At 70.3% G+C, this 15,492-nt stretch carries 15 protein-coding genes and 1 other RNA gene; 1 reads left to right on the forward strand and 15 read right to left on the reverse strand.

Translation table 11 applies throughout. The features are described 5' to 3' along the window. Positions 1–10 precede the first annotated feature (10 nt). The 4 genes from SS2_RS10825 to SS2_RS10840 form a co-directional block, all read right to left on the reverse strand. On the reverse strand, positions 11–2,146 hold the full coding sequence (locus SS2_RS10825) for an iron ABC transporter permease (protein ID WP_066463952.1): 2,136 nt from the start codon (positions 2,144–2,146) through the stop codon (positions 11–13). Then, positions 2,143–3,138, reverse strand: coding sequence for an ABC transporter substrate-binding protein (locus SS2_RS10830; protein WP_066463953.1), 996 nt, complete (start codon positions 3,136–3,138; stop codon positions 2,143–2,145). Before SS2_RS10830 ends, SS2_RS10825 begins: the two co-directional genes overlap by 4 nt. A 106-nt stretch (positions 3,139–3,244) precedes the next feature. After that, the gene (locus SS2_RS10835; RefSeq protein WP_066463954.1) at positions 3,245–4,129 is read right to left on the reverse strand and encodes an ABC transporter ATP-binding protein; all 885 of its coding nucleotides are present in this window, start codon (positions 4,127–4,129) and stop codon (positions 3,245–3,247) included. Positions 4,130–4,223: 94 nt separating this feature from the next. Then, a complete protein-coding gene (locus SS2_RS10840) occupies positions 4,224–6,422 on the reverse strand; it encodes a hypothetical protein (protein ID WP_066463955.1) in 2,199 nt (732 codons plus the stop codon). Between the two features lie 193 nt (positions 6,423–6,615). On the opposite strand from SS2_RS10840, the gene SS2_RS10845 reads away from it, so the two are divergent. Then, complete coding sequence (locus SS2_RS10845) at positions 6,616–7,263, forward strand: TetR/AcrR family transcriptional regulator (RefSeq protein WP_066463956.1); 648 nt, start codon at positions 6,616–6,618, stop codon at positions 7,261–7,263. An 88-nt stretch (positions 7,264–7,351) separates the two neighbouring features. Here the strand turns inward: SS2_RS10845 and ssrA are convergent. The 11 genes from ssrA to SS2_RS10900 form a co-directional block, all read right to left on the reverse strand. Continuing rightward, positions 7,352–7,719: a transfer-messenger RNA gene (ssrA, locus tag SS2_RS10850) on the reverse strand. Positions 7,720–7,832: 113 nt separating this feature from the next. Then, positions 7,833–8,345, reverse strand: a complete 513-nt coding sequence (gene smpB / locus SS2_RS10855; protein ID WP_066464429.1) for an SsrA-binding protein SmpB — start codon at positions 8,343–8,345, stop codon at positions 7,833–7,835. Between the two features lie 115 nt (positions 8,346–8,460). Continuing rightward, the gene (locus SS2_RS10860; RefSeq protein ID WP_083942136.1) at positions 8,461–9,864 is read right to left on the reverse strand and encodes a M23 family metallopeptidase; all 1,404 of its coding nucleotides are present in this window, start codon (positions 9,862–9,864) and stop codon (positions 8,461–8,463) included. A 1-nt stretch (position 9,865) separates the two neighbouring features. Continuing rightward, positions 9,866–10,780, reverse strand: coding sequence for a permease-like cell division protein FtsX (gene ftsX / locus SS2_RS10865; RefSeq protein ID WP_066463958.1), 915 nt, complete (start codon positions 10,778–10,780; stop codon positions 9,866–9,868). An 11-nt stretch (positions 10,781–10,791) separates the two neighbouring features. Continuing rightward, entirely contained in the window at positions 10,792–11,481 is a 690-nt protein-coding gene (gene ftsE / locus SS2_RS10870; RefSeq protein WP_066463959.1) for a cell division ATP-binding protein FtsE, read from the reverse strand. 272 nt (positions 11,482–11,753) lie between these two features. Beyond that, positions 11,754–12,872 carry a peptide chain release factor 2 gene (gene prfB / locus SS2_RS10875; RefSeq protein WP_066463961.1) on the reverse strand — a complete coding sequence of 373 codons (1,119 nt, stop codon included), beginning with the start codon at positions 12,870–12,872 and terminating at the stop codon, positions 11,754–11,756. Positions 12,873–13,019: 147 nt separating this feature from the next. Further along, a complete protein-coding gene (locus tag SS2_RS10880; protein ID WP_066463962.1) occupies positions 13,020–13,724 on the reverse strand; it encodes a type 1 glutamine amidotransferase domain-containing protein in 705 nt (234 codons plus the stop codon). Positions 13,725–13,832: 108 nt separating this feature from the next. After that, positions 13,833–14,366 carry a pilus assembly protein TadG-related protein gene (locus SS2_RS10885; RefSeq protein ID WP_066463963.1) on the reverse strand — a complete coding sequence of 178 codons (534 nt, stop codon included), beginning with the start codon at positions 14,364–14,366 and terminating at the stop codon, positions 13,833–13,835. Next, positions 14,363–14,863, reverse strand: coding sequence for a pilus assembly protein (locus SS2_RS10890; protein ID WP_245643525.1), 501 nt, complete (start codon positions 14,861–14,863; stop codon positions 14,363–14,365). The genes SS2_RS10885 and SS2_RS10890 overlap by 4 nt, the downstream gene beginning before the upstream one ends. Beyond that, positions 14,860–15,255 carry a TadE/TadG family type IV pilus assembly protein gene (locus SS2_RS10895; protein WP_245643526.1) on the reverse strand — a complete coding sequence of 132 codons (396 nt, stop codon included), beginning with the start codon at positions 15,253–15,255 and terminating at the stop codon, positions 14,860–14,862. The genes SS2_RS10890 and SS2_RS10895 overlap by 4 nt, the downstream gene beginning before the upstream one ends. Next, entirely contained in the window at positions 15,252–15,476 is a 225-nt protein-coding gene (locus tag SS2_RS10900; RefSeq protein WP_066464430.1) for a hypothetical protein, read from the reverse strand. Before SS2_RS10900 ends, SS2_RS10895 begins: the two co-directional genes overlap by 4 nt. Between the last annotated feature and the right edge of the window lie 16 nt (positions 15,477–15,492).

Raw genomic sequence — 15,492 nt, forward strand, 5'->3', positions numbered from 1 at the left:
GCAGGATCAGTCAGCGACCCCCGCGCTGGCGCCAGAGCAACCACACGAAGTAGGGCGCGCCGATGAGCGCCGTCACCAGCCCGGCGGGGATCTGCGCGGGCGCGATCGCAGTCCGTCCCACGGTGTCCGCCACGCTCACCAGGAGCGCCCCGAGCAGCATCGCCACCGGGATCACCCGACCGTTGCGTGACCCCACGAGGGCCCGGGCGGCGTGCGGGGCCACCAGCCCGACGAAGCCCACGACACCCACGGCGCACACCGCGGCGGCAGCCACCAGCACCGTGCCGGCGAGCAGCAGGCGCCGGGTGGGCTCGACGTCCACCCCGAGGGTGCGCGGGGTGTCCTCGTCGAGGGCGAGGACGTCCATCTCCCGGCGCCGGGACACAGCCAGCGGTGTCACGAGCAGCAGGACCACCGCGACCGGCACGATGTGGGACATGGTGCGCCCGTACGTCGAGCCGGACAGCCAGGTGAGCGCCAGGTTGACGTTCCACGGGGCAGAGACCACGACGGCGAGCGTGGTCAGCGCCGTCATGCCGGCGCTCATCCCCACGCCCATGAGCACGAGCCGGTCCGAGCTCAACCCGCCGCGGTAGGACAGCAGGTACACCGTGGTGAAGGTGACCAGCGCACCGAGGGTGGCCATGCCGGAGAGCAGCCACACCGACGCCCCGGGGACGAAGAGGATGACGCTCACGGCGCCCAGGCCGGCACCCGCAGTCACCCCGAGCAGGCTTGGCTCGGCTAGGGGGTTGCGGCAGACCGCCTGGACCATCGTGCCCGCGAGGCCGAGGGCGGCGCCGGCGAGCAGTGCTGCCAGCACCCGAGGCATCCGCTGGTCGAGGACGAAGGAGACCTGGCGCCCGGCCTGGCCCGAGAGCCAGTTGCCCACGTCGCCGAGCAGCAGCAACCGGTCCCCGAGCAGGACCGCGACCACCGCGGCGACCAGCACCGCGACGGTGAGCAGGGCGACGACGATCACCGCGCGCTGCCCGGTGCGTGCGCGCACGGAGGCGGACGATCCGGTGGCGGCCGGTCCGGAGTCACGCAGCCGGCGCGCGAGGGCGACGAGGGTGACAGCGCCGAAGACGGTCGTGATGATCCCGGTGGGCACGGCCACGCCGTAGGCCCCGGGCAGCACCACGCGCAGCAGCACGTCGGCGCCGAGCACGACGATCACGCCGACGAGCGCGGCGAGCGGGATGAGCGTCGCGTGCCGGCTCATCCCCGGCACGGTCCGGGCGACGAGGCGCGCGAGCACCGGCGCGCACAGCCCGACGAAGCCGATCGGCCCGGCGACCGTCACGGCTGCGGCGGACAGCGCCACCGCGACCACGACGGCCAGCGCCCGGGTGCGGCGCACGTCGATGCCCAGGACGCGCGCGGCGTCGTCGCCGAGGGCGAGCAGGTCGAGCCGGCGCGCGAGGAGCATCAAGGCGACCAGACCGGCCAGCACCACAGGGGCCGCCAGCGTCACCACCCGGGTGCCGGACTGGACGATCGAGCCGCTCCCCCACGCGAAGAGGCCGAGGGTCTCCTGCTGGAAGAGCACGAGCAGCACGCTGGTCAGCGAGCTCAGCGCGAGGGTGGTGGCCGCGCCGGCGAGGATGAGCCGGGTGGGGCCTGATCCGCCGCCGCGGGCGAGGAGCAGGACCAGGCCGGAGGCTGCGAGGCCGCCCGCGAAGGCGAGCAGCCCGGAGAGGTAGAAGGGCAGCGAGAACCCGATCACCGCGACGGTCACGACGGCGAGGTACCCGCCGGCGTTGACGGCCAGGGTGTCCGGTGAGGCCAGTGGGTTGCGGGCCACGGACTGCAGCGCCGCACCGGCCGCGCCGAGGGCGAGGCCGACGAGCACCCCGGCCAGCAGCCGTGGCAGCCGCGAGGCCACCAGCACGGCCGAGGTCGAGCCGTCGTCGGCTCCGGTCAGCGCACGCAGGATGTCGGAGAGCCCGACTGCCGCCGTGCCCTGGGTCAGGTGGATGGCGGCGAGGACGAGGGCGAGGACCGTGGCCGCCGCGAACACGGCGCCGGTGCGCAGGGGCGGTCGACGGACCGGCGGCGACGCTGTTGCGTCGTCGCCGAGGTCGCCGGCGTCGCCGGCGAGAGCGGTCGCCCGCCCGCCGGTCCGCCCCTGCGCGGTGGTCACGCGGTCAGTGCCGCGACGACGGCGTCGATGTAGGCCTCGGCCGAGGCCGGGCCACCGAACATCCAGATGCCGTCGGGGATGCGGTGGACGTCACCGGCGACCACGAAGGGCAGCTGCTCCCAGATGCCGTTGCCCGCGAGGCCGTCAGCGAAGGGGTCGGCCTCGGAGTCGCTCGCGGCGTAGAGGAAGTGCAGGTCCTCGGTCGTGGCGAGCGCCGTCAGGCCCTCGACGTCGGTCTGGGCGAGGCCGTAGTCGGGGTCGCCGCCCTCGGGCCAGGCGTTGGCCAGACCGAGCTCGTCGCCGATCGCTCCGAAGAAGGAGCCCGGGGTGTACATCCGGACCGAGACGGTGCCGTTGGTGATCCAGCCGTCCGCCATCGTGAAGGACGCACCCGCGACGCCAGCAGCCTCGAGGGCCGCCTGGCCCTCCACGACCGCGGCGTCGAAGGAAGCGAGGACCTCGGCGGCCTTCTCGTCCGTACCGGTGGCCGCGGCGAGGGTCTCGACGGTGGAACGCATGTAGCCGATCGGGTCCGTGCCGTCCGAGCCACGCAGCACGAGCACCGGCGCGATCTCCTCGAGCTGGTCGATCACCGTGTCAGCGGTGTCCGTGGTGACCGTGATGAGGTCGGGGTCGAGGGCAGAGATCGCGTCGAGGCTCGCCTCGCCGCGGGTGCCGACGTCGGGCGTGGCCGGGTCCAGGGGCATCGACGTGTTCCAGGTGTTGTACCCGGCGACGTCGGCCTGGCCGACGATCGTCGCGTCGAGGGCGAGGAGGTTCTCGGTCAGGCCCCACTCCAGGGAGACGACGGCGTCGGCTGGCGCGTCGAGGGTGTGCTCCCCGCGCTCGTCGGTGTAGGTGACCGGGCCGCTCGTGGTCGAGGAGCCGGTGGGCGTGGGCGAGTCGGTCGCCTCGGTGGTGCCGCAGGCGGAGAGCGCCAGGGCCGCGGCGAGCACGGCCGCGGGCAGGGCGAGGAGCTGGGTCGGTCGCATGGCTGTCCTTCGGTGACGGACCTCGTGGCGTGTGGTCACGAGGCAGGAGGGTGCACAGGGTCTGTGCGGAGAGGAGGTGTGTGGGGCGGTCAGCGACCGCGGACAGTCACGCCGGGATGTCGACCCGGGCCTCATGACCCGAGGCGTGCGGTCGAGCGTGCCGGGCGGTGTGCCGCCCGACCGGCTCGGTCCGCACGAGTCCGGTGACCGGGTCGAGGGAGACCTCGATGCGCAGCCCGTAGGTCTCGCTGAGGAGGTCTGGCCTCATCACCTGGGCGGCGGTGCCGCTGGCCTGGACCACGCCCTTGCGCAGCAGGACGACCTGGTCGGCGACGGCCGCGGCCTGGTTGAGGTCGTGCAGCACCACGCCCACGGCCACGCCGTGGTCGTCGGCGAGGTCACGCATGAGGTCGAGGATCTCGACCTGGTAGCGCAGGTCGAGGTAGGTCGTGGGCTCGTCGAGCAGGAGCACCGCGGTGTCCTGCGCCAGGCACGTGGCGAGCCAGACCCGCTGCAGCTCGCCACCGGACAGCTCGTCGACGCCGCGGTCAGCCATCTCGCTGACCCCCGTCACCTCCATGGCGTGCGCGACGGCACGCGGTCCGTCGGCGTCACCGTGGCGGTAGCGCCCGCGGTAGGGGTGACGGCCGTAGCCGACGATGTCCCGCACGGTCACGCCGTCCGGCGTGGGGCGGCTCTGCGAGAGCAGGGTCACCCGGCGGGCGAAGTCCTTGGGGCGCAGGGTGAGCGCGTCCTCGGCCCCGGGGAGGCTGACCGCGCCCGAGGTGGGCCGGTGCAGCCTGGCCAGGGAGCGGAGCAGCGTCGACTTCCCGCTGCCGTTCGGGCCGATGAGTGCGGTCACCTGGCCGCGCACGAGGGTCAGCGACGCCCCGTGCACGACGGTCGTCTTGTCGTAGGCCAGGCACAGGCCAGCGCCGGAGAGTGCGGGCGGCTCGGCTGCAACGACCGGCTCGGATGAGAGTGGGCTCACATAGGCAAGGCTAACCTCATGCGAACGGTCTGAGTAGTACAACGTCCCAGATTCGTCCCGCCCGAGGTGTTTTCTGCGTCACACTCTCCGAGCGTCAGCGCACCCCAGCCCCCTGCAGGCGGTCAGCGTCGGCGCCGGCGGCGGCGTCGTCGTCGTCGTCCGGGAGCGAGGCACCGAGGTCGCGCTCGGCCCGCGCCGCCGCTTCGGCCTTCGCTGCCAGCGACGCGTCGCGACGGGCCACGCCCCGGTCGACGACGAGGTGGAGCAGCAGCGCACTGACACCCCAGATGACGATGACCAGGAGGTTCTGACCCACACCGGCGCCGTCGAAGTACACGAAGGACCGCACCGCCTCGATCGCCGCAGGCATGGGCAGGTACGCGTTCAGCTGCCGGAAGATCTCCGGCACCATGTACAGCGACAGCCCACCTCCCGAGGACGGGACACCGGCCATCATGAGGACGCCCATGGCAGGGATGATCCCCGCGAGCCCCAGGGTTCGGGTGAACAGCCCGGCGAACAGGGACACGGCGAAGATCGTCACGGCGCCGAAGCCGATCATCTCCCAGGCATGACCGGTCACAGCGCCGATGATGACGTCGAAGAGGAACCACAGCCACACGGACATCCCGACGGCCCAGCCTGCGAGCAGCGGCAGGAACTGACGAAGTCGTTTGAGCTCAGGAGCCCCACCGCGCAAGACCGACATCATGAGGAAGCCGGCCATGATCCACGCCATCCCGACGTACATGGAGTTGCTGCCCATGGTGTCACTGTCGGTGAGCGGCACCACGTCCGTCTCCACCAGCGTCAGCTGCTGACCAGCAGCGACCTGCTGGAAGACCGCGCTCGCCACGCTCTGCTGGCTGGGTCCGGCTGCCGAGGAGGTGTAGAGCACGGCGTCGCCGTCGGCGGTCTGCGGAAGGACGAAGGCCGCGACGACGCTCCAGTCACGGATGGCCGCGGTGGCGTCCTCGACCGACGTCATCGGTTGGACGTCGAGCATGGTCCCCATGGCCTCCTCGAGCCCCGCGGCGGTCTCCTCCGCCTGCTCGATCGTGGAACCGACCACGGCGACCGGCAGGTCGCTCACCGTCGGCTTGTGCATGGAGAAGCTCATGACCCCGACCACCAGGACGAGGATGCTCATCGGGAAGGCGGCCGCGGCCAGGTACCGGACACGCATGGAGCGCAGCGGGCCGCCAGCAAGGGCAGGCAGAGGCGTGCTCGCGTCGATCTCGGCGGGCACGCCAGGAAGGGACTGACCGCTCGTGCGCTCCTTGACCAGGCAGAGCGCGAGGGAGACGACGACCCACAGGGCAAGGGTGAGCAGGTACCGACCAACCCCCTGACCGTCGAAGTAGAGGATCGACCGCAGTGCCTCGCCCGCCGCCGGCAGCGGCAGCACGCCGTGCAGGAAGGAGAAGAAACCAGGCATGACGTCGACGGACAGCGCGAGGTTCGAGGACGGCATCCCCAGCACGACCCATAAGGCCATCCCGAGCAGCACGGCCATGGGGCCCATGAACTTCGTGAAGAGCAGCTGGGTGATGCCCACGCCCATCACGGCGAGCATGCCGACGCCGAGGAGCTGGAGGTAGTGGCCGTCGACGGCGCCGACGATCGGGCCGAGGATGAGCCAGATGATCGAGCTGGTCACCGCGGCCCACCCGGCGAGGATCGGCAGGAACCGGCGGACAGCGAGGAGGTGCGGCAGCGCCATGAGCATGAGGCTCAACGGGACGTAGCCGGCGAGCATCATGCCCATCGCCGCGAACAGCACCGCCGTGCCGGAGGAGTCCCCGGCGGGCAGGGGCGCGATGTCCACCGTGGTGACAGTCCAGGAGTTCTCCATCGCCACCGGGACGAGGATCTGCTGGACCGTCGAGGACTGGGAGGGACCGGCAGCCATGGCGACCAAGACGGTCGCCTCGCCCAGGCCGTCGGCCGGGACCATGATCGCTCCGGCGACGTCGCGCGCTGCGAGGAGGTCACGCGCCTCGCCCTCGGTAGGGACGAGCCGCGCGTCGACGGCGCCACCAGTCGCCTCGAGGGCGTCGACAGCCGACTGCGCCGCAGCCCCCGTCCCGACGACGGCGACCGGCATGTTCCTGGGGTGCGGGTTGTGCATCGTGCCGACATAGGAGGCGAACATCATCGAGACCATGACGAACGGCATGATGAACAGGAAGACATAACGGATCGTGCGCATCTTCCGGTCCTCGGGCGGGCGTCCTGCGGGGGCAGGAGCGAGGCTCTCGGCGGTCGGTTCGAGAGAGGTGGGGGAATCCATGGGGTTCTCCTGAGGTCGGAGTGCGGGGGCCGGGTGCGGCGCCAGCCTGTGGCCACCCAGCCATCCGACGTCGCGGAGCGGGACCTGCCGTCACGAACTTAAGTCACGTGACTTAGGTTTGGCAAGGCAGGTATCTTGGATGCTGGTCACACTGGGCGCGGACGCACCGCGGTAACACCGAAGGAACCGAACGATGAGCAGGCCCTCTGCCGCACGGACCGCACTCCTGGACGCCGCCGAGCGCCTCTTCGCCGCCGAGGGCATCGCCACCGTCTCCGACCGCCGCATCGCCGAGGCTGCGGGCAACTCCAACCACTCCGCGGTCGGCTACTACTTCGGCGGGCGGCACGGGCTGCTCGAGGCCCTCATCTCCCGGCATCTGGGCGCCGTCGAAGAGTCACGCCGGGCGATCTTCGAGCAGTCCGACTCCCTGCTGGGCGACATCCGGGCCCTCGTGGTCCCGGCCACGAACGCACTCGCCGACCTTCCACGACCGAGCCACCGCGCTCGGTTCATCCGGCAGGCCATGAACGACCCCGCCGCCTTCCCGCTGTGGCGGTCGGCGGAGAAGACCGCCCAGACCGCGGTGCTCATCACCCGGTCCATCGTCGCTCGCCTGGGCCACCTGCACGCGGGCGTGGTCACAGGGCGCGCGACCCTCATGGCACAGGTGGTCACGAACGCCTGCGCCGAGGTGGAGGCTCGCGCCGAGCGGGACGGCACCGACCCACGCTGGCACGACGTCGGCGCCTTCCTCTCCGATGCCCTCGCCGGCATGCTGGCGGCGCCGGTCACCAACCCGCTGACCGCGAACCCGCTGACCGAGACACCGGTCCCCTAGCTCCCGCGTGGGCGGTGCTGCCCGGGCCCGGAACGACGAATGGCCGCCCTCGAGAGAGGGCGGCCATTCGTGACTGTCACAGGTGATCTGGTGGAGGTGCGGGGAATCGAACCCCGGTCCGATGACGCAAATCGAGGACTTCTCCGGGCGCAGTCCGCTACGGATTTTCTCGGCCCCAGCACTCTCACGGACAAGTAGCTGACAGGCCCAGTTGTCTAAAAGTCCCTGTGACGCCAACAACGAACGTCACAAGCAGTGGCTCCCTAGATGACGCTAGGAACCAGGGCGGAAGCTACCCTGGGCTAACGGACTTCAGAACTCGCTCAAGCGGCGAGTGCGAAGTCGGTGCGCTTGGAATCGGCACCTATTGTTTTGCAGACATCGTTTACGAGATAAGTCTGCATCCTCGGCCCGCTTCTCCTCGAAACACGACCACCGTCGAAACCGATCACCCCCTGTGCAGTTATCAATCGCTCGGCGTGCGGTCCGAGGACCACCCGGTCGAGCAACTCCACTCTACTGGATCAACGCACAGACCCGCACTGTTATTTCTCGCACAGCGCGACGGGTCAGCGGATCTCGCGCTGGCGGATCGCGCGGTGCGCCTCGCGGTTGTCCTGCTGCTCGCGCAGGGTCTGGCGCTTGTCGTACTCCTTCTTGCCGCGTGCGACCGCGATCTCGACCTTCGCACGGCCGTCGAGGAAGTACATCTGCAGCGGGACGATCGTGAAGCCCTTCTCCCGGGTCTTCTGCTCGAGCCGCTCGATCTCCTCGCGGTGCAGCAGCAGCTTGCGCTTGCGCCGCGGGGCATGGTTGGTCCACGTGCCGTGGGCGTACTCGGAGATGTGTGCACCTTCGAGCCATGCCTCACCACCCTCGATGGAGCAGAAGCCGTCGACCAGCGACGCACGCCCGGCGCGCAGCGCCTTGACCTCGGTGCCCGAGAGCACCAGGCCCGCCTCCAGGACGTCCTCGATCGCGTAGTCGTGGCGAGCCTTCTTGTTGCTCGCGATGAGCGAGCGCACCGGCCCGCTGCCAGCGGGCGCCTTCTTGGACCGCTGGGGTGAGCCGTCCGGCACCATGTACATCTTCGCCTTGGCCATCACACCTCCTCCGGTCCTGCACGTCTGCCACGGGCACATCCAGGGTAGTTCACCGCTGCCCGCCGATCGAGCCATTTTCTCCCGGGCGAGCTGCCTAGAGCATGGTCATGGGGTCGACGGTCGACCCGTTGACGTACACCTCGAAGTGCAGGTGGCAGGCCGTGCCCAGTCCGGTGTTGCCGGAGTACCCGACCAGGTCGCCCTTGGAGACCGACTGGCCGGCGGAGACCGCGAAGCTCGTGAGGTGGTTGTAGCTGCTCATGAGGTTGGAGCCGTTGACGGTCCCGTGGTTGAGGAGCACCTGGTTGCCGAAGCCGTCGCGCCACCGTGCCCACTGCACCGTGCCGGACGCGCCGGCGTAGATGGCCGTGCCGCAGTAGGCGCGGAAGTCGGTGCCTGCGTGCAGGCGGTAGTAGTTGAGCACAGGGTGCAGCCGCATGCCGTAGCTGGAGGTGATGTGCGGGACGGCGGTCGGGTAGGAGAAGAACCCCTTTCCGGCCGCAGGACCAGACGGGACCACCGGGGTGGTGCTGCCCCCGCCGCCCCCGCCGGTGCTGGGCTTGCCCGGTCTGGCTGCGGCGTCGGCGGCGGCCTTGTCGGCTGCGGCCTTCTCCGCTGCCGCCTTCTCCGCGGCGATCCGTGCTCGCTCGACCTCCTGGAGGCCGATGATGTCCTGGATCTCCGAGCTCAGGGACTGGTTCTGGCCGGCGAGCTCGTTCATCCGCGCTTCTTCGGCGGCCTTGCGGTCCTCGATCGTCTGCTTCTTGACCGCCTGCTCGGCGATGAGCCGCTCGACCTCGGCCTTGGCGGTGGAGGCGGCGGTCTGTGCGGCGTCGGCCTCGACGACCTTTGCGTCAGCCTCGGTCTTGAGGTCGGCGATCGCCACCTTGACCGCGGCGAGGCGGACCTCGTTGTTCGTCGTCACCGCGGCGGTCTGGCGCAAGGACTCCAGGGAGGAGGTCTGGGTCCGCATCGCGATGGTGGACATGTTGTATTGGTTGATGAAGTCGTCGGTGCTCGTCGCCCCGACGACCAGCTCGAGGCTGGACATCCCCATGTCGCCGCGGGATGCCTGGCGGGCCATCTCGGCGACGCCGTTGCGGGCGGCGTCGGCCGCCTCGGTGTTGGACTCGATCTCGGTGGTGAGCGCGGTCTCCTCGGCCTCGGCGTCGGACAGACGCAGGGCCAGGGCGTCGGCCTCGCGCTGCGCCGTCTCCAAGACTGCGGTCGCCTGAGCGAGCGCGGCCTCGGCGACCGGCAGCTCGTTCTCGATGGTCTGCAGGTCGATGTACGCCTGCGCCAGCTGGGCGTCGGTCTCGTGCAGGTCCTCGGTGACCTGGCCCAGCGCGGACGCTGCGGCCTCCTGCTTGCGCTTGGCCTCGGCGAGGCGGTCGTCGAGGTCGTCAGCGCTGGCGGCGGTGATGCTCAGCCCTGCCAGGACGATGACGCTCAGCAGCGCAGCGAGCAGGGCGGTCAACCGGGATCTCATGCGGGGCATGTCACACCTTCGTGTAGCGGCTCAGGGTGACGATCGAGGAGATCGCCGCCAGCAGGAAGGCCACGCCCACCAGGATCGGGGCGATGATCCAGACGTCGCTCGTGGTGATGTACGGGATCCACTGCACGGACTGGCCGAGCCAGTCCTCGATGAGGACCTTGACCCCTAGCCACAGCCCGCCCATGGACAGCAGGGCGCCCACGGTCGCCGCGATCGCGCCCTCGAGCATGAAGGGCAGCTGGATGAAGAAGTTCGACGCGCCGACCAGGCGCATGATGCCGGTCTCGCGTTTGCGGCTCAGCGCCGAGAGCCGGATGGTCGTGGTGATGAGCAGGACGGCTGCGAGCAGCATCACCCCAGCCAGCCCGACCGAGAGCAGGGTCGCCCGGTTGAGCACGAGGAACAGCGGCTCGAAGACCTGTCGTTGGTCCCGCACCTCCTCGACCCCAGGTCGGCCGTTGAGCACGTCGTTGATGACCTGGTACTGCTCAGGGTCGGTGAGCTTGATCCGGAAGGAGGCGCTCATGTCGTCCACGGTCAGCGCGTCGAACCACCAGCGGTCGCTGTAGTCCTGGGAGAAGAGCACCCAGGCCTCGTCCTTGGTCTCGAAGTCCACGCTCTGGATCTCGCTGGCCACGTCGGGCTGGGCGAGCAGTCCTTCGATCGCGTCGATCTGCTCCCCGGTGGCCTCGCCGGCCGCGCAGGTGGGCTTCGTGGAGCCCTGCGGGCAGAGGAAGACGGAGATCTCGACCTTGTCGTACCACTCCCCCTTGAGCTTGCTGATCTGCATCTGGGTGAGCACCGCGGCGCCGACGAAGGTCAGCGAGACGAAGGTGACGAGGATGACCGAGACGGTCATCGACAGGTTGCGCCGCAGACCGATGCCGATCTCGGACAGGATGAACTGGAAACGCACGTGTAGTCCCCTTAGCGGGCTGAGCCGTAGACGCCACGAGACTGGTCACGGACCAGCTCGCCGGTGGACAGTTCGATGACGCGTTTGCGCATCTGGTCGACGATCTCGTCGTCGTGGGTGGCCATGACCACGGTGGTGCCGGTCCGGTTGATCCGGTCCAGCAGCCGCATGATGCCCAGCGACGTGGTCGGGTCGAGGTTTCCGGTCGGCTCGTCGCACAGCAGGATGGAGGGGCGGTTGACGAAGGCGCGGGCGATGGCCACGCGCTGCTGCTCACCACCGGAGAGCTCGTGCGGGCGGCGCTTCTCCTTGCCGGCCAGCCCCACCATGTCCAGGGTCTCGGGCACGGTCGTCATGATGTGGTGGCGCGGCTTGCCGATCACCTGCAGCGCGAACGCCACGTTCTCGAAGACGGTCTTGGTCGGCAGCAGGCGGAAGTCCTGGAACACCGCCCCGATCTGGCGGCGCAGCGTGGGCACCTTCCAGTTGGACAGCGTCTGCAGGTTGCGCCCGGCCACGTAGACGTTCCCCGAGGTGGCGCGCTCCTCACGCAGGACCAGGCGCAGGAACGTCGACTTCCCCGACCCGGAGGCACCCACGAGGAACACGAACTCGCCGCGCTCGACCTCGAGGGAGACGTCGTCGAGCGCAGGACGTGCGCCGCGCGCATAGACCTTGCTGACGTTTTCTAGACGAATCACAGCTGATGACCAGTTTCGGTTCGGGGGGGACGCGACAGTTGCCGCTGGTCGATTCGAGGGTAATCACGGCGGCTCACGATCAGGGCACGGACACGCCGCAGCACCGTCACCCGGTCATCTCATCGGCACTTTCCCTGGCCAGGCCACGATCAGGTGGTGTGCGCTACGCCACACCGCACCCGGTCCCGGTGCGCCCCGGACGCCGGACGGCCCGGTGGAGCGTGATGCTCCACCGGGCCGTCGTCGGGCAGGTCGGTCCTCGGGCGGGGACCTCAGTCGTTGGTCTTGGACCGGCGCCAGCGGATGCCGGCCTCGATGAAGTCGTCGATCTCGCCGTCGAAGACGGCGCTGGTGTTGCCCACCTCGTGCTCGGTGCGCAGGTCCTTGACCATCTGGTACGGCTGCAGCACGTAGGAGCGCATCTGGTCGCCCCAGCTCGCCTTGACGTCCCCGGCCATCTCCTTCTTCATCGCCTTCTCCTGCGCCTGGCGCTCCAGGAGCAGGCGGGACTGGAGCACGCGCATGGCGGCGGCGCGGTTCTGGATCTGGGACTTCTCGTTCTGCATGGACACCACGATCCCGGTGGGGATGTGCGTGAGGCGCACGGCGGAGTCGGTCGTGTTGACGGACTGACCACCGGGGCCGGAGGAGCGGAAGACATCGACGCGGATCTCGTTGTCAGGGATGTCGATGTGGTCGGTCTGCTCGATGAGCGGGATGACCTCGACGGCGGCGAAGGACGTCTGGCGGCGGCCCTGGTTGTCGAAGGGCGAGATGCGCACGAGGCGGTGCGTGCCGGCCTCCACGGACAGGTTGCCGAAGGCGTAGGGCGCCTTGACCTCGAAGGTCGCGGACTTCAGGCCGGCCTCCTCGGCGTAGGAGGTGTCCAGGACGGCCGTGGGGTAGCCGTGACGCTCGGCCCAGCGCAGGTACATGCGCATGAGCATCTCGGCGAAGTCGGCGGCGTCGACGCCGCCGGCGCCGGCGCGGATGGAGACGACGGCCTCGCGGGCGTCCCACTCCCCCGACAGCAGCGTGCGGACCTCGAGGTTGCCCAGGTCGGTGCGGATCGCAGCGAGGTCCTTCTCGGCCTCGGCGATCGTGTCGGCGTCGTCGGCCCCGTCGCCCTCGGTCGCCATCTCCACGAGGGTCTCGAGGTCGTCGATGCGGGCTTCCATGTTCGTGATCCGGTCGAGCTCGGACTGCGCCTGAGACAGGGCGGTCGTCACCTTCTGAGCCGCGTCAGGGTCGTCCCACAGGTCAGGGGCGGAGGCCTGCTCCGAGAGCTCGGAGATGCGGATCTTCAGCGCCTCGGGGTCCGTCACGGCGGTGATGGTCGCCAGGGTTCCGCGCAGGGCGCTGATCGCAGATGCAAAGTCGGTAGTAGCCACGGTTGTCTAGGTTACGCGACGCGGCGCGCAGGCGTGGCGTCGAGGTCGGCCGGGCACCTGCGGTGAGGGCGCGGTGGGGCGCCGCGTGGGTGCCCGGCCGACTGGTGCGGGGGCCTCGTCCCGCGTCGTGCTGCTGGTTCAGGTGGGTCAGGACGCTGCCTGCGCGGCGATCAGCGCCTGCGCCAGCGGGGCCGACGACGCCGGGTTCTGACCGGTGTAGAGGTTGCGGTCGGTCTCGATGTGCTCGGTGAAGGGCTCTGCCTCGACGAAGTCCGCGCCCTCCTCGACCAGGCGCGACTGCACCAGCCACGACGCCTTGTCGGCCAGTCCGCCGATGCGCTCCTCGGCGTCGGTGAAGCCGGTCATGCGGTAGCCGGCGAAGGGCCAGGAGCCGTCGTCGCGGCGGGCGGCGAGCATGGCGGCCGGGGCGTGGCAGACCACCCCGAGCGGCATCCCGGAGTCCAGGGCGCGGGTGAGCAGCCGGCCGGAGGTCTCGTCGACCGCGAGGTCTTCCATCGGTCCGTGGCCGCCGGGGTAGAACACGACGTCGAAGGCCGTGGGGTCCAGGCCGTCCGGGCTGACCGGGCTCTTGAGCTGGTCGGAGATGGAGTCCAGGTATGCGGAGAGCTGAGCCGCACGGTCCTCGCCGCCGGCGCTGTCCGGGGTGAGGCTGGCCGCGTCGACCGTGGGCGCCACGCCGCCCGGGGTGGCGATGGTGATGTCCCAGCCTGCCTCGCTGAAGAGGCGGTGCGGCTCGGCCAGCTCCTCGGCCCAGTACCCGGTCGGATGGGTGGACCCGTCGGCGAGGGTCCAGTGGTCCGCGGCGCTGACGACGAACAGAGCGGTGCTCATGAGGTCTCCTTGAGGTGTGGGAGCAGTTGACGTGTCGGCGAGGTCGTCGCCGACCCTCCATACGATCAGAGGACGAGCGGCTCAGCATTTTGGGGGGACCGGTCGCCGTCACCAGACCCGTGCTGTCGCCTGCGCGGTCAGTGTCACCCCGTCGGAGAACAGGCTGGTCACCGGGCTGATGAGCGCCGGCTGGGCGAGGGAGGTGAGGACCACGCGCGCCGATCGCCCGTCCGGAGACTCCGCCGAGACCACGACGACGTCGCTCAGCCCGTCCAGCGCTCGGGGGTGCGTCGCCAGATAGTCCGCGACCGCCCGGGCCACGGCCTCGTCGGTGAGGTCGATGCCGGTGTCGGTGGTCGGGTCGGCCAGAGCCGGTGGGGCGCCCGGGGCGCTGGCTGAGTAGACGGCTTCCTCGGTGAGCGCGTCGGCGGCTGCGAGCGCGAGGTTGTCCGCGAGGTCGAGGAGCCGCTTGCGTTCCAGGTGGATCCCGGTGATCGAGACGATCACCGTCACCAGGAGCAGGACGACGAGGGTCAGTCCCAGGGTGAGGACGAGGATCTGCCCGCTCTCGTCACCGCGAGCCGGAAGGCGGCGGGCGCGAGCGGCGTGGGTCTGGCCGGAGTCTGCCGGTGCCCATGTCATCGGGGTGCCTCCTTGTACTCGTCGACGGCGGTCACCACGTGCGCGGACACCGGGATGGACAGCGGCAACCAGGATCCCGGGCCGCCGCCCAGGCCGGGGAAGGCGACATCGATGCGCACCGTCGTGGCGATCTCGGTCCCGGGGTCCAGGCACCCGGCCGAGCACGCGACGGTCAGCGCTGTCGTCGGGTCGGTCTCGTCGAAGCCTTGGTCTGCCAGGGCGACGCCCACGGCCGACCGCGCGCGGGCGAGGCCGTCGTCCACCGAGTCCGAGACGGAGAGGGCTCGGCCGGCGTCCTTGGCGGCGCCCTGGACGGCGAAGGCGGCGGCCTGCACGCGGCCCAGGGTGAGGATGAGGTAGAGCGTGGGGATCATGAGGATCACCGCGGCGCCGAGGAACTCCACGAGGGCGTTCCCGTCGTCGGGACCACCGGCGCCGCGAAGGCGGTCCCGGATGCAGCGCTGCAGGCGGCGCACCCGAGCCCGGACGCCGATCACGGCATCTCCCGCAGCGCGTGACCGGTCACCGTGACGCTCCCCCCAGCGCTCCACAGCCCGATCACCGGGACCGGCGCGCTCACCTGGACCTGAACAAGGTTCAGGTCACCGTCGGAGACATAGACAGCTGCCACTTCCTCGGCGTAGGCCGGGCTGAGCGACGCCGAGATGAGTTCCCGCGCCCGGTCCTCACCATCGGTCAGCCCACGATCCGCCCGTGCTGCCAGGCGCGCCCCTTCCGCGGCGCAGTCGATGAGCATGGAGCGCACGTGCACGACGACGGCCACCTGCACCAGGCCCAGGAACATCACCGTGACCAGGAGGGAGACGAGCAGGAACCCGGCGACGGCCGAGCCGGCTTCCCGGTCCTCCCGCTCCCTGCCCGCGATCACGGCCCCTTGACGCTCTTCAGCGCGGAGTCGAACATCTCGGTGAGCGCGGGGCCGGCCACCGCCCAGATCGCGACCACGAGGCCGGCTGTCATGAGCGTGATGAGCACCCACCCCGGGACGTCGCCGCGCTCACGATCACCGACTCGTGACAGCACGGCGACGACGCGGCGAGCGAGACGGCGGCGGATGGCGGACGGGCGGGCGAAGGTCGTGCTGGTCATGAGTGGGCCTTTCGCT

It is taken from the genome of Sanguibacter suarezii NBRC 16159, assembly GCF_001552735.1.
GTDB lineage: Bacteria > Actinomycetota > Actinomycetes > Actinomycetales > Cellulomonadaceae > Sanguibacter > Sanguibacter suarezii.

Excerpts from the sequence above, each read along its gene's own strand:
- SS2_RS10830 (WP_066463953.1), bottom strand. The coding sequence starts at position 3,138 with ATGCGACCGACCCAGCTCCTCGCCCTGCCCGCGGCCGTGCTCGCCGCG.
- SS2_RS10840 (WP_066463955.1), bottom strand. The coding sequence starts at position 6,422 with ATGGATTCCCCCACCTCTCTCGAACCGACCGCCGAGAGCCTCGCTCCT.
- SS2_RS10845 (WP_066463956.1), top strand. The coding sequence starts at position 6,616 with ATGAGCAGGCCCTCTGCCGCACGGACCGCACTCCTGGACGCCGCCGAG.
- smpB (WP_066464429.1), bottom strand. The coding sequence starts at position 8,345 with ATGGTGCCGGACGGCTCACCCCAGCGGTCCAAGAAGGCGCCCGCTGGC.
- SS2_RS10860 (WP_083942136.1), bottom strand. The coding sequence starts at position 9,864 with ATGCCCCGCATGAGATCCCGGTTGACCGCCCTGCTCGCTGCGCTGCTG.
- SS2_RS10880 (WP_066463962.1), bottom strand. The coding sequence starts at position 13,724 with ATGAGCACCGCTCTGTTCGTCGTCAGCGCCGCGGACCACTGGACCCTC.
- SS2_RS10885 (WP_066463963.1), bottom strand. The coding sequence starts at position 14,366 with ATGACATGGGCACCGGCAGACTCCGGCCAGACCCACGCCGCTCGCGCC.
- SS2_RS10900 (WP_066464430.1), bottom strand. The coding sequence starts at position 15,476 with ATGACCAGCACGACCTTCGCCCGCCCGTCCGCCATCCGCCGCCGTCTC.